Consider the following 14,565-nt stretch of genomic DNA (forward strand, 5'->3'; position numbering starts at 1 on the left):
CGGTTCAGGCGAGGGCCCGGGCCAGCTCCAGGGTGAGGGCCTCGCGCAGCTCGGGTGCGTCCACCCGCTCCACGCGGACGTTGGTGCAGTCCACCCAGCCCGCCGCCTCCACCAGCGCCTGAGCCACGGCGGGCACCGCCTTGTGGCCGTCCAGCGTGACCTGCTTGGCCACCAGGGTGCGGCCCTCACGCGCCGGGTCGACCCGGCCGACGAGCCGGCCGCCCGCGAGCACCGGCATCGCGAAGTAGCCGTGCACCCGCTTGGCTTTGGGGACGTAGGCCTCGAGGCGGTGGGTGAAGCCGAAGATCCGCTCCGTGCGCGCCCGCTCCCAGACCAGCGAGTCGAACGGGGACAGCAGCGTCGTACGGTGCCGGCCGCGCGGCGGGGTCTCCAGGGCGGCCGGATCGGCCCAGGCCGGTTTCGACCAGCCCTCCACCGTGACCGGGACCAGGCCCGAGCCGGCGATCACCGCGTCGACCTGCTCGGCCTTGAGGCGGTGGTAGTCGGCGATGTCCGCGCGGGTGCCGACGCCGAGGGCGCGGCCGGCCAGGCCGACCAGGCGGCGCAGGCACTCGGTGTCGTCCAGCTCGTCGTGCAGCAGCGCTTGTGGGATCGCGCGCTCGGCGAGGTCGTAGACCCGCTTCCAGCCGCGGCGCTCGACGCACACCACCTCGCCGTGCATCAGGGCGCGCTCGACGGCGACCTTGGTGCCCGACCAGTCCCACCACTCGCTGGTGCGCTTGGCGCCGCCCAACTCGGTGGCCGTGAGGGGGCCTTCCGCGCGCAGCTGCTTGATCACCTGCTCGTAGACCCCGTCGGGCAGGTCGTGGCCCCAGTGCGGGCGGTCGCGGTAGGCGCGGCGGCGGAAGGCGAAGTGCGGCCACTCCTCGACGGGGAGGATGCACGCGGCGTGCGACCAGTACTCGAACGCGTGCGGAGGCTCGGAGTCCTTCTTCCAGTAGGCGTCCTCGACGGTCCGGCGGCCCACGGCGCCGAGGCGGGCGTACGGGACGAGTTCGTGGGAGCGGGCGAGGACGGAGATGGTGTCCAGCTGCACCGCGCCCAGATGACGCAGGACGCCCCGGACGCCGGAGCGGCGGTCGGGGGCACCGAGGAAGCCCTGGGCCCGCAGGGCTATGCGGCGGGCCTCGTCTGCCGAGAGTTCCGTGGTCGGACGCGGGAGGGTCGTCATACGTCCGCACGATAGAGGGCGCCACTGACAACGGGGCGGGGCCCCTCGCTCACACCCGCCCCGGCACGTAGGGAGCCGTCGAGGGGAGCCCCAGGTCGGAGGGGAGCAGCGAGCCCACCCAGCAGTCCCGCAGCACTCCCTTGTTGTTGAGCGAGGAGCGCAGGACGCCCTCGACGGTGAAGCCCGCGCGTTCGGCCACCGCGCGGGAGGCCGTGTTGCCCACCTCCGCGCGCCACTCCACGCGGTCGATGGACATCCGGGTGAACGCCCAGCGGGAGGCGGCGAGCGCGGCCTCGGTGATGTAGCCGTTGCCGCGGTGCTCCTTGGCCCCCCAGAAACCGATCTCGCCCGTGCCCAGGGAGCGCATGGTGATGCTGAGCATGCCGGTGAGTTCCCCGGTGGGCAGGAAGACGCCGAAGGTGAACATCGAACCGTGCGCCCAGCCGTCGGGGACCATCTGCTCGGTGAAACCCCGCGCGTGCTCGGGCAGGTAGGGCGACGGGATCGTGGTCCAGCGCTGGATCTCCGGGTCCTGGCAGATGGCGTACACGGCGTCGGTCTCCTGCGGGCCGACCGTGCGCAGCAGGAGACGGCCGGTGGTGAGCGTGACGGGTTCCATCGGCCGATTCTGCTCACGCGGCGGCGGGCGGCGCCATCCCTTTCGCCGTGCGTGAGGCGACGATCACCCTTCGCACAATTCGCCGAGGTGACGCGGCACCATCCGAGGGCCCCGGACGTTGTCCTTTTGAAGCAGCCGTGAAACGGATAGGAAGCAGCCGACGGTCACCCCCACGGCAGGCCTCCCGGCGTGGCGGGGTCCTCGCATACGATGGCCGTTGCTCAGTCAGTGAAATGGAAACCGACCGTCCCAGGCCCGACCGGCAAGGAGACCAACCCCCGTGTCCGTCCTCTCGAAGATCATGCGTGCAGGCGAAGGCAAAATCCTGCGCAAGCTGCACCGCATCGCGGACCAGGTCAACTCCATCGAAGAGGACTTCGAAGGCCTCTCCGACGCCGAGCTGCGGGCCCTCACCGATGAGTACAAGCAGCGGTACGCCGACGGTGAGAGCCTGGACGACCTGCTGCCCGAGGCGTTCGCCACCGTCCGCGAGGCCGCCAAGCGGGTCCTGGGCCAGCGGCACTACGACGTCCAGATCATGGGCGGCGCCGCCCTCCACATGGGCTACGTGGCCGAGATGAAGACCGGTGAGGGCAAGACGCTCGTCGGCACCCTGCCCGCGTATCTGAACGCGCTGTCCGGCGAGGGCGTCCACATCATCACGGTCAACGACTACCTGGCCGAGCGCGACTCCGAGATGATGGGCCGCGTCCACCGCTTCCTCGGCCTGGACGTCGGCTGCATCCTCGCCAACATGACGCCGGCCCAGCGCCGCGAGCAGTACGCCTGCGACATCACCTACGGCACGAACAACGAGTTCGGCTTCGACTACCTGCGCGACAACATGGCGTGGTCCAAGGAGGAGCTGGTCCAGCGCGGCCACAACTTCGCCATCGTCGACGAGGTCGACTCCATCCTCATCGACGAGGCCCGTACGCCGCTGATCATCTCCGGCCCGGCCGACCAGGCCACCAAGTGGTACGGCGACTTCGCCAAGCTGGTCAAGCGCCTCAAGCGCGGCGAGGCCGGCAACCCGCTCAAGGGCATCGAGGAGACCGGCGACTACGACGTCGACGAGAAGAAGCGCACGGTCGCGATCCACGAGTCCGGCGTCGCCAAGGTCGAGGACTGGCTGGGCATCGACAACCTGTACGAGTCGGTGAACACCCCGCTCGTGGGCTACCTGAACAACGCCATCAAGGCCAAGGAGCTCTTCAAGCGCGACAAGGACTACGTCATCATCGACGACGAAGTCATGATCGTGGACGAGCACACCGGCCGTATCCTCGCCGGACGCCGTTACAACGAGGGCATGCACCAGGCCATCGAGGCGAAGGAAGCGGTGCCGATCAAGGACGAGAACCAGACGCTCGCCACGATCACGCTGCAGAACTTCTTCCGCCTCTACAAGCGCCACGACCACGACGGCAAGGAGATGCCGGGTCTGTGCGGCATGACCGGTACGGCGATGACCGAGGCCGCCGAGTTCCACCAGATCTACAAGCTCGGCGTGGTGCCGATCCCGACCAACCGGCCGATGGTCCGCAAGGACCAGTCGGACCTGATCTACCGCACCGAGGTCGCCAAGTTCGAGGCGGTCGTCGACGACATCGAGGAGAAGCACCGCAAGGGCCAGCCGATCCTCGTCGGCACGACCTCCGTCGAGAAGTCCGAGTACCTGTCGCAGCAGCTCAGCAAGCGGGGCATCCAGCACGAGGTGCTGAACGCCAAGCAGCACGACCGTGAGGCGCAGATCGTCGCCCAGGCCGGCCGCAAGGGCAGCGTCACCGTGGCCACCAACATGGCCGGCCGCGGTACGGACATCAAGCTCGGCGGCAACCCGGAGGACCTCGCCGAGGCGGAGCTGCGCCAGCGGGGCCTCGACCCCGAGGAGCACATCGAGGAGTGGGCGCACGCCCTGCCCGACGCGCTCAAGCGGGCCGAGCAGGCCGTCAAGGCCGAGAAGGAGGAGGTCGAGAAGATCGGCGGCCTCTACGTCCTCGGCACCGAGCGGCACGAGTCGCGGCGCATCGACAACCAGCTGCGCGGTCGTTCCGGCCGTCAGGGCGACCCGGGCGAGTCCCGGTTCTACCTCTCGCTCGGTGACGACCTGATGCGCCTGTTCAAGGCCCAGATGGTCGAGCGCGTGATGTCCATGGCGAACGTGCCGGACGACGTGCCGATCGAGAACAAGATGGTCACGCGCGCGATCGCCTCCGCCCAGTCGCAGGTGGAGACGCAGAACTTCGAGACGCGCAAGAACGTCCTGAAGTACGACGAGGTCCTCAACCGGCAGCGCGAGGTCATCTACGGCGAGCGGCGCCGCGTCCTGGAGGGCGAGGACCTGCAGGAGCAGATCCACCACTTCATGGACGACACCATCGACGCCTACGTCCAGGCGGAGACCGCCGAGGGCTTCCCCGAGGACTGGGACCTGGACCGGCTGTGGGGCGCGTTCAAGCAGCTCTACCCGGTGAGCGTCACCGTGGAGGAGCTGGAGGAGGCGGCCGGCGACCGCGCCGGTCTGACGGCCGAGTACATCTCCGAGTCCATCAAGGACGACATCCGCGCCCAGTACGAGGCGCGTGAGTCGCAGCTCGGCTCCGAGATCATGCGTGAGCTGGAGCGCCGGGTCGTGCTGTCGGTCCTGGACCGCAAGTGGCGCGAGCACCTCTACGAGATGGACTACCTCCAGGAGGGCATCGGCCTGCGCGCGATGGCGCAGAAGGACCCGCTGGTCGAGTACCAGCGCGAGGGCTTCGACATGTTCCAGGCCATGATGGACGGCATCAAGGAGGAGTCCGTCGGCTATCTGTTCAACCTGGAGGTCCAGGTCGAGCAGCAGGTCGAGGAGGTCCCGGTCGAGGAGGCCAAGCCGGTCGCCGATCTGGAGAAGCAGGACGCGGTGCCCGCGCAGGCGGGTCCCCGTCCGGAGATCCGGGCCAAGGGCCTCGACGCCCCGCAGCGCCGGAACCTGCACTTCTCCGCGCCGACCGTGGACGGCGAGGGCGGCACCATCGAGGGCGAACTCGCCACGGACGAGGAGCCGGTGCGCTCCGAGGCCGACGGCCTCACGCGCGCGGAGCGGCGCAAGCAGGCCAAGGGCGGGCGTCGCCGCAAGAAGTGAGCCGCGCTCCTGCGGGAGCGGTCGTGAGCGGGCCGAGGGCCGGACACCGGAGGGTGTCCGGCCCTCGGGCCGTGCTCAGGCGGTGTCCGCGCGGGGCGGGCGCGGGCCGCCCAGTTCCACCGCCGTGCAGCGCCAGCGCAGGTCCCGGCCCAGCTCCAGCCGGAACGCCATGGCGCGCAGTCTGTCCCCGGCGCCGATGCGGGCGAACGCCTCGATGGCGCCCTCACGGGGTTCGAACCAGCCGATGTCGCGGACGACGGGGCGGGCGCCGCGGGTGCGCAGGGGGCCGCGCTCGGCCAGGCGCACCAGTTCGTCGTAGGCCTGGCCGGCGGTGTGCCGCAGCATGGCGTGGACGGGGCGCTGCCCGCTGAGGACGGCGAGGAGCAGGTCGGCGAAGCGGTCGGTGGGGCGTGGCTGGGGGACGACGGGCCGCAGCGGGGCCCGGCCGGAGCGGGGGACGGCGGCCCCACGGGTGCCGGGGAAGGAACCGGCCGGGGAGGCCGGCCGCCGGGTCCGGGCCGCCGGGGAGGGCGGACGGTTGTCGGCGGGCCGGGTGGAGGGGCCGGAGGACGCCGGGCGGCCCCCTCCGGCCGAGGGCGCGGGAGCCGGCCCGCCGGTGGGGACACGGGGCGGCGTGGTGCCGGTGCGGACAGCGGCGGGCACCGGGCGGCCGCCGTCGGGGAGAAGGGCGGTGGCGGGCCTCCTGGCGGGCAGGTGGCCCGTCCCGGGGGGAGCGGCGGGGACGCTCCGACCGGCGGGGGTGCGGGGCGTGGGCGGGGCGGGGTGGCCACCGGCGTGGGGTGGGGCGGGGTGCCTGTCGTCGTCGGACGGGGCGGGGTGGCCACCGTCGTGGGAAGCGGCGAGGTGCTCACCGTCGGGGGACGGGGTCGGTCGCCCGCCCCGGGGAGACGGTGCGGGGGTGCGGAGAGGGGTGGGGGTGCCCGGGCGGCGTGGGTCGCGGCGGGCGGGGGGACGGGTGCCGGGGCGGTGCTGCGCCCTGGTCATGACCTTGTGCATGGGGACCCCGTTCTACGGGCCCGGCCGGCCGGGAAGCCGGGAGATACCGGGCGGTAACTTCGTGGTTGGGGATCTTGTACGGGCCGGCGGGCGCCGGTGGCAAGGCGGACCGGGACGGGTGGGGGCGGCCGGAAAGTTCACCTATCAGAGTGGCCGGCGACTGCTCCGGCCCGCGGGGGAGCGGGCGGACCGGGTGACGTCCCGGACGGAAGTGGACGCGGTCGGGGGTGCGGGCAGCAACCCGATCGGGGACGCCCCCACGTATCCTGGAGCCCCTTCCGGACCGATACGAAAGCGGGCGGCATGCGCGTCTACGTCCCCCTGACCCTCCCCGGGCTCGCCGCGGCGCACCAGACGGGTGAGCTGGGGGAAGGACCCTTCCTCGCCTACGCCGTGACGCCCGCGCTGCGCGAGTGGTACCTCTCCGACGACATCGAGGAACTGGAGTACGCCGCGCTGAGCCGCGCCGCGCTGGCCTCCCTGCGGCTGCTCGCCGCGGACCCCGCCGCGCCCCGGCGCCGGGTCGTGGTCGCCGTGGACGTACCCGACGGCGCCGCCTCGGTCGACCCGGACCGCGGTCTGGACCCGGCCGCGCTCGGCGAGGTGCGGGTCGCCGGGACCGTACGGCTGGCCGAGGCGGCCGCGGTGCACGTGGACGCGGCGGACGCGGAGGCGGACGTGACGGCCGCCGCGGACGCGCTGCCCGCGGCGGACGGCGGGGACGACGACGCCCAGTTCGTGGTGGACGGGGCGGAGGACCACGAGCTGCTGTGGTACGCCACGCAGGAGATCCCCAACCTGGTGGGCTGAACCGCGCCCTCCCGGATGTCAGCGGGTGCCGGTACGTTTTCCGGCATGGGGACGCACAGGGACGCGCACATCGTCTGGGACTGGAACGGCACGTTGTTCCACGACGTCGACGCGGTCATCGGGGCGACGAACGCGGCCTTCGCCGAGCTGGGCCTGGAGCCCATCACACTGGAGCGGTACCGGGAGCTGTACTGCGTGCCGGTGCCGAAGTTCTACGAGCGGCTGATGGGGCGGCTGCCCACCGGGGCCGAGTGGGAGCTGATGGACGCCACCTTCCACCGCTACTACACGGAGCACCGGGTGCGCTGCGGCCTCGCGGACGGCGTGGAGGACCTGCTGGCGGGATGGGCGTCGGCGGGCCGCAGCCAGTCGATCCTCAGCATGTACGGGCACGAGGACCTGCTCCCGCTGGTGAGGGGCTTCGGGATCGAGGCGCACTTCCTACGGGTCGACGGGCGGACCGGACCGTCCGGGGGCAGCAAGGCGGAGCACATGGTGCGCCACCTCGGCGCGCTCACCGGCGTCGACCCGGCGCGCACAGTGGTGATCGGTGACGCGGCCGACGACGCGCTGGCCGCCCGCCACGTGGGGGCGCGGGCCGTGCTGTACACGGGCGGCTCGCACGGCCGGGCGAGCCTGGAGGCGGTGGGGGTCCCGGTGGTGGACACCCTGAGGGACGCGGTGACGGAGGCGGAACGCCTGGCGGCGGCGGCCTGACCGGCGTCCCCCGGGGACACCGGGGGATACCGGAGGACAGCCGGGGTACGCGGCGCACTGTGCAGAACGTCAAAGTTACCGCCCCGGTTTTGTACACATACGGCTCATGACGGGGCCCCCGCAAGGAGCGATAGCCTTGGTGGCGTGATCAGCGCGATAGCTCGCGGGGACCTCGGTGTCCCTGCTGTGCGCCCGGCGAGCACGGACGACATCCGTGACCGGGTGGCGGTCGCTGATCCTCGCGGGCGGCACGGGACACGGCGCACCCCCAAGGGGCAGGCGTCGTGGAGAGCAGCGTCACACCCGTCGGGCACGTCGAATTCGGCCGAGAAGCCCCCGCCCATCTCACCTCGCGGCATAGCGTCGGCACAGACCGGACACCCCGCGTCGTATCACCGCACCACGAGGTCAGAGACCGTACTTCCTTCTACGTCACGCAATGGCGCGCGACAGGAGCCAGAGGACCATGCAGACCAAGCTGGACGAAGCCAAGGCCGAGCTGCTCGACAGGGCGGCCCGGGTAGCTGAGAACAGCCCGGCCGGGGGGAAACTACCGACTGGGACGACGGACGAGGGCGCGCCCGACCGGGACTCCGTGCTCGCGTTCCTCCAGCGCTACTACCTGCACACCGCACCGGAGGACCTCGCCGACCGCGACCCGGTCGACATCTTCGGGGCCGCTGTCTCGCACTACCGGCTCGCCGAGAGCCGCCCCCAGGGCACGGCCAACGTCCGGGTCCACACCCCGACCGTCGAGGAGAACGGCTGGACGTGCAGCCACTCCGTCGTCGAGGTGGTCACCGACGACATGCCCTTCCTGGTCGACTCCGTCACCAACGAGCTGACCCGCCAGGGCCGCGGCATCCACGTCGTCATCCACCCGCAGTTCGTCGTGCGCCGGGACGTCACCGGCAAGCTGATCGAGGTGCTGCCCACCCCGGCCGGCGGCGACCTCCCGCACGACGCGCGCGACCTGCCGCACGACGCGCACGTCGAGTCCTGGATCCACGTGGAGATCGACCGCGAGACCGACCGCGGCGACCTCAAGCAGATCACCGCCGACCTGCTGCGGATCCTGTCCGACGTCCGCGAGGCCGTCGAGGACTGGGGCAAGATGCGCCAGGCCGCGACCCGGCTGGCCGAGGCGCTGCCCGGTGAGCCGGTCCCCGCCGACCTGCCCGCGCCGCAGGTCGAGGAGGCCCGCGAGCTGCTGCGCTGGCTCGCCGACGACCACTTCACCTTCCTCGGCTACCGCGAGTACGAACTGCGCGACGACGACTCGCTCGGCGCCGTCCCCGGCACCGGCCTCGGCATCCTGCGCGCCGACCCGCACCACGCCACCGACGAGAGCCACCCGGTCAGCCCGTCCTTCGAGCGGCTGCCCGCCGACGCCCGGGCCAAGGCGCGCGAGCACAAGCTGCTGGTGCTGACCAAGGCCAACAGCCGGGCCACCGTGCACCGGCCGTCGTACCTGGACTACATCGGCGTCAAGAAGTTCGACGCGGACGGCAACGTCGTCGGTGAGCGGCGCTTCCTCGGACTGTTCTCGTCCGCCGCCTACACCGAGTCCGTGCGCCGGGTGCCGGTGATCCGGCGCAAGGTCGAGGAGGTCCTGGAGCGCGCCGGCTTCTCGCCGCACAGCCACGACGGGCGCGACCTGCTCCAGATCCTGGAGACCTACCCGCGCGACGAGCTGTTCCAGACCCCCGTCGGCGAGCTCCAGCCCATCGTCACCTCGGTGCTCTACCTCCAGGAGCGCCGCCGCCTGCGGCTCTACCTGCGCCAGGACGAGTACGGGCGCTACTACTCCGCCCTCGTCTACCTGCCGCGCGACCGCTACACCACCGGGGTGCGCCTGAGGATCATCGACATCCTCAAGGAGGAACTCGGCGGCATCAGCGTCGACTTCACCGCCTGGAACACCGAGTCGGTCCTCTCCCGGCTGCACTTCGTGGTCCGCGTCCCGCAGGGCACCGAACTGCCGGAGCTGTCCGACGCCGACAAGGAGCGCATCGAGGCGCGGCTCGTCGAGGCCGCCCGCTCCTGGGCCGACGGCTTCGCCGAGGCGCTGAACGCCGAGTTCGGCGAGGAGCGCGCCGCCGAGCTGCTGCGCCGCTACGCGGGCGCCTTCCCCGAGGGCTACAAGGCCGACCACTCCCCGCGCGGCGCGGTCGCCGACCTGGCCCGTGTCGAACAGCTCGACGACGAGCGCAACTTCGAGCTCAGCCTGTACGAGCCGGTCGGCGCGGCCCCCGAGGAGCGCCGCTTCAAGATCTACCGCAAGGGGGAGGCCGTCTCCCTCTCCGCGGTGCTGCCCGTGCTCCAGCGGCTCGGCGTCGAGGTCGTCGACGAGCGGCCGTACGAGCTGCGGTGCTCCGACCGCAGCGTGGCCTGGATCTACGACTTCGGTCTGCGCATGCCCAGGGCGGCCGGCGGGAGCGTCGACTACCTCGGTGACGACGCGCGCGAGCGGTTCCAGGACGCCTTCGCGGCGACCTGGACCGGCAAGGCGGAGAACGACGGCTTCAACGCCCTGGTGCTGGGCGCCGGGCTGACCTGGCGCCAGGCCATGGTGCTGCGGGCGTACGCCAAGTACCTGCGCCAGGCCGGTTCCACCTTCAGCCAGGACTACATGGAGGACACCCTCCGCACCAACGTCCACACCACCCGGCTGCTGGTCTCCCTGTTCGAGGCGCGGATGTCGCCGGACCGGCAGCGCGCCGGCTACGAACTGGTGGACGCGCTGCTGGAGGAGGTCGACGCGGCCCTGGACCAGGTGGCCTCGCTGGACGAGGACCGCATCCTGCGCTCCTTCCTCACCGTCATCAAGGCGACCCTGCGCACCAACTTCTTCCAGGAGGCGAGCGACGGTACGCCGCACGACTACGTCTCCATGAAGTTCGACCCGCAGGCCATCCCCGACCTCCCGGCGCCCCGCCCGGCGTTCGAGATCTGGGTGTACTCGCCGCGCGTGGAGGGCGTGCACCTGCGGTTCGGCAAGGTCGCGCGCGGTGGTCTGCGCTGGTCGGACCGCCGTGAGGACTTCCGCACCGAGATCCTCGGCCTGGTCAAGGCGCAGATGGTGAAGAACACCGTCATCGTGCCGGTCGGCGCCAAGGGCGGCTTCGTCGCCAAGCAGCTCCCGGACCCGTCCGTGGACCGCGACGCGTGGATGGCGGAGGGCATCGCCTCCTACAAGACGTTCATCTCGGCGCTGCTCGACATCACCGACAACATGGTGGCCGGCGAGGTCGTGCCCCCGGCGGACGTCGTCCGGCACGACGAGGACGACACCTACCTCGTCGTCGCCGCCGACAAGGGCACCGCCACCTTCTCCGACATCGCCAACGAGGTCGCCGAGAGCTACGACTTCTGGCTCGGCGACGCCTTCGCCTCCGGCGGCAGCGCGGGCTACGACCACAAGGGCATGGGCATCACCGCCCGCGGCGCCTGGGAGTCCGTCAAGCGGCACTTCCGGGAGCTGGGCGTGGACACCCAGACCCAGGACTTCACGGTCGTCGGCATCGGCGACATGTCCGGTGACGTGTTCGGCAACGGCATGCTGCTCAGCGAGCACATCCGCCTGGTCGCCGCCTTCGACCACCGGCACATCGTCATCGACCCCAACCCGGACGCGGCCGTCTCCTACGCCGAGCGCCGCCGCCTGTTCGAGCTGCCGCGCAGCTCCTGGGCCGACTACAACACCGAGCTGCTCTCGGCGGGCGGCGGGATCTTCCCGCGCAGCGCCAAGGCCATCACGGTCAACTCGCAGATCCGCGAGGCCCTCGGCATCGAGCCCGGCGTCACCAAGATGACCCCGGCCGACCTGATGAAGGCGATCCTCAAGGCGCCGGTGGACCTGCTGTGGAACGGCGGCATCGGTACGTACGTCAAGGCGTCCGGCGAGTCCAACGCCGACGTCGGCGACAAGGCCAACGACGCCATCCGCGTCGACGGCAGGGACCTGCGCGTCAAGGTGGTCGGCGAGGGCGGCAACCTGGGCCTGACCCAGCTCGGCCGGATCGAGTTCGCCCTGCACGGCGGCCGGATCAACACCGACGCCATCGACAACAGCGCGGGCGTGGACACCTCCGACCACGAGGTGAACATCAAGATCCTGCTGAACGGCCTGGTCACGGACGGTGACATGACGGTCAAGCAGCGCAACAAGCTGCTCGCCGAGATGACCGACGAGGTCGGCCGGCTGGTGCTGCGCAACAACTACGCGCAGAACACCGCCATCGCCAACGCGCTGGCCCAGTCCAAGGACATGCTCCACGCCCAGCAGCGCTTCCTGAAGCACCTGGTGCGCGAGGGCCACCTCGACCGGGCCCTGGAGTTCCTGCCCACCGACCGCCAGATCCGGGAACGGCTCGGCTCCGGGCAGGGCCTGACCGGCCCCGAGACGGCCGTGCTGCTGGCGTACACGAAGATCACGGTCGCCGAGGAGCTGCTGCACACCTCGCTGCCCGACGACCCGTACCTGAAGGTGCTGCTGCACGCCTACTTCCCGTCGGCGCTGCGCGAGCAGTTCGTCGACCACATCGACAGCCACCCGCTGCGCCGCGAGATCACCACGACCGTCCTGGTCAACGACACGGTCAACACGGGCGGTACGACGTACCTGCACCGGCTGCGCGAGGAGACCGGCGCGTCGCTGGAGGAGATCGTCCGGGCGCAGACCGCGGCCCGCGCGATCTTCCGCTCCTCGGTGGTGTGGGACGGGGTGGAGGCGCTCGACAACAAGGTCGACGCCGACATCCAGACCCGGATCCGGCTGCACTCGCGCCGGCTGGTGGAGCGCGGCACGCGCTGGCTGCTCAACAACCGGCCGCAGCCGCTGGAGCTCCAGGAGACGGTGGAGTTCTTCGCCGACCGCGTCGAGCAGGTCTGGTCGCAGCTGCCGAAGCTGCTGCGCGGCGCGGACCTGGACTGGTACCAGAAGATCTACGACGAGCTGGCCGGCTCCGGTGTCCCGGACGAGCTGGCCACCCGCGTGGCCGGGTTCTCCTCCGCCTTCCCGACGGTCGACATCGTGTCGGTGGCCGACCGGATGGGCAAGGAGCCGCTGGACGTCGCCGAGGTGTACTACGACCTCGCCGACCGGCTGCGCATCACCCAGCTGATGGACCGCATCATCGAGCTGCCGCGCGCCGACCGGTGGCAGTCCATGGCCCGCGCGGCGATCCGCGAGGACCTGTACGCGGCGCACGCGGCGGTGACCGCGGACGTCCTGGCCGCGGGCAACGGCACGTCGACGCCGCAGCAGCGCTTCGCGCTGTGGGAGCAGAAGAACGCGGCGCTGCTGGGCCGGGCGCGCACCACGCTGGAGGAGATCCACGGCTCCGACACGTTCGACCTGGCCAACCTGTCGGTGGCGATGCGGACGATGCGCACGCTGCTGCGGTCGCACTCGTAGGACACGCGGGTCGCGCGGCACGCGGCGAGGGGTGTTCCGGGCCTGTCGGGTCCGGGGCGCCCCTCGCGCCGTTGTGGTGCCTTAGGTGGGCATCGGCCGCCACGCGGTGCGGGAGCGCCGTTCCCGGTCAAGCCTTAAGTGTGACTGTCCGATTCTCGTCGTCCCCCCGGTCCGGGACGGCCGGCGCACGGCACGCCGCCGGCCGTCCGCCGTCCGCCGTCCGGACCGTGGCCCCGGTCGCCGCCGGGCTCGTCCTCGCCCTGCTCGCCCTGGTGGTCGTGCGGCTCCCCTGGGTCGGTGACCTGGGCATGCACGCGGCGACCGTGCAGCGCCTGCGGCACAGTCCGCTCGACCCGGGCAACCCGCTGGTCGACGCGGACACCCCGAGCCCGTACTACTCGCCGTGGATGCTGCTGCTCGGCACCGTCGCCCGGGTGACGGGCCTGCCCGTGTTCGCGGTCCTGCGGCTGGCCGCCGCGGCCGGACTGGCGCTGCTGGTGACGGGCGTGTGGCGGTACGTGCGGACGCTGAGCGCGCACCGGGCCGCGCCCGCGCTGGCCCTGCTGAGCCTGCTGCTCCTGTGGGGCACGACGCCGTTCCTGTGGAGCGGCTTCCTGGGGCTGAACTCGCTCGCGCTGACGGTGTCGTACCCGAGCACCTTCACCCTCGGCCTCGCCTTCCACTTCTGGGCGTGGCTGACCCGGGCGGTGCGCGGCGCGGCCGGGTGGGCGGTGTGGCTCGGGCTGGGGGTGCTGTGGGCGGTGATCCTGCTCTGCCACCAGTTCGCGGGCGTGGTCGCCACGGTGGGGGCGCTCGCCACGGTGGTCGCCGCCCGGCCCGGGCGGGCGGTGCGGATCCGGTGGGCCGCCGGAGCGGCGGCGGGGGCGGTGGTGCTGTGGGCCTGGCCGTACTACGACTTCTTCGCCCTGTCCGGTGCCGGGGACGGGCTGGAGCCGGTGCACCGGGTGCTGTACGGGCACCCGGGCGCACGGTACGGGCTGGTGCTGCTCGGTGTGGCCGCGCTGGTCCCGCGGTGGCGGCGCGACCACCGGGATCCGCTGGTGGTCTTCTGCGCGCTGGGCGCGCTGGTCGTCGCGGCGGGGTGGCTGAGCGGCCACTACTCGTGGGGGCGGGCCCTGCCCGCCGCCATCGTCCCGGCGCAGCTCGCGGTGGCGCTGGAGGCGGTCGGGGCGGGGCGCCGGTGGCCGCGCGCCGGCTGGGCGGTCCTGCTCGCCGGGGCGCTGGCGCTCGGCGGGTGGGCGCAGTCGGGGACGCTCGGGTACGTGGTGCCGCGCGGTGCGCTGCCGCAGGCGGTGGAGGACAGGTACCGGCCGCCGTGGACGGGGTACCGCTGGATCACGCCGTGGGTGCGGTACGGCGACGTGGTCATGGCCGAGGGGCGCCCGGCCCGCCAGATCCCGGCGTACGGCCCCTACACGGTCGCCCCCGGCTACCCCGACTTCTTCCTCCCGGACGAGGCCCGCCGCACGGCCGCCACGGGGACCTACTTCGCCGAGCGGACCCCGGAGTCCGTGCGGCGGGGGATAGAGCGGGAGTACGGGGTGCGGTGGGTGGTGGACGGGACCGGCGCCCTGGACGGGACCCGGCTGCGGGCGGTGGCGCGGGGCCCCGGGGGGCAGGTGCTCTACGCGGTGCCCTGAGCG

General features: G+C 72.1%; 8 protein-coding genes. 5 read left to right on the top strand and 3 right to left on the bottom strand.

The genetic code is table 11. The annotated features are described in order from the left end of the window. Positions 1–4: 4 nt before the first annotated feature. Entirely contained in the window at positions 5–1,192 is a 1,188-nt protein-coding gene (locus FHX78_RS20700) for a winged helix-turn-helix domain-containing protein (RefSeq protein WP_145868915.1), read from the bottom strand. Positions 1,193–1,241: 49 nt separating this feature from the next. Then, positions 1,242–1,811, bottom strand: coding sequence for a GNAT family N-acetyltransferase (locus FHX78_RS20705; protein ID WP_145868916.1), 570 nt, complete (start codon positions 1,809–1,811; stop codon positions 1,242–1,244). Positions 1,812–2,091: 280 nt separating this feature from the next. Here FHX78_RS20705 and secA point away from each other — a divergent pair, with 280 nt between their 5' ends. Beyond that, a complete protein-coding gene (gene secA, locus FHX78_RS20710) occupies positions 2,092–4,938 on the top strand; it encodes a preprotein translocase subunit SecA (RefSeq protein WP_145868917.1) in 2,847 nt (948 codons plus the stop codon). A 75-nt stretch (positions 4,939–5,013) separates the two neighbouring features. On the opposite strand, the gene FHX78_RS37530 is transcribed toward secA, so the two are convergent. After that, positions 5,014–5,601 (bottom strand): Rv3235 family protein, encoded by a 588-nt coding sequence (locus tag FHX78_RS37530; protein WP_229924221.1) that lies wholly within the window; start codon positions 5,599–5,601, stop codon positions 5,014–5,016. 657 nt (positions 5,602–6,258) lie between these two features. Between FHX78_RS37530 and FHX78_RS20720 the strand changes: the two genes are divergently transcribed. The 4 genes from FHX78_RS20720 to FHX78_RS20735 all read left to right on the top strand — a co-directional run bounded on the left by FHX78_RS20720 (position 6,259) and on the right by FHX78_RS20735 (position 14,562). Then, positions 6,259–6,765: a DUF6912 family protein gene (locus tag FHX78_RS20720; protein WP_145868919.1), complete on the top strand. Its 507-nt coding sequence runs from the start codon at positions 6,259–6,261 to the stop codon at positions 6,763–6,765. Positions 6,766–6,810: 45 nt separating this feature from the next. After that, on the top strand, positions 6,811–7,482 hold the full coding sequence (locus FHX78_RS20725; RefSeq protein WP_145868920.1) for an HAD family hydrolase: 672 nt from the start codon (positions 6,811–6,813) through the stop codon (positions 7,480–7,482). Positions 7,483–7,948: 466 nt separating this feature from the next. Further along, on the top strand, positions 7,949–12,901 hold the full coding sequence (locus tag FHX78_RS20730) for an NAD-glutamate dehydrogenase (protein ID WP_145868921.1): 4,953 nt from the start codon (positions 7,949–7,951) through the stop codon (positions 12,899–12,901). Between the two features lie 140 nt (positions 12,902–13,041). Further along, a complete protein-coding gene (locus FHX78_RS20735; protein WP_145868922.1) occupies positions 13,042–14,562 on the top strand; it encodes a hypothetical protein in 1,521 nt (506 codons plus the stop codon). The last annotated feature ends 3 nt before the right edge of the window (positions 14,563–14,565 follow it).

Origin of the sequence: Streptomyces capillispiralis (assembly GCF_007829875.1) — a bacterium.
GTDB lineage: Bacteria > Actinomycetota > Actinomycetes > Streptomycetales > Streptomycetaceae > Streptomyces > Streptomyces capillispiralis.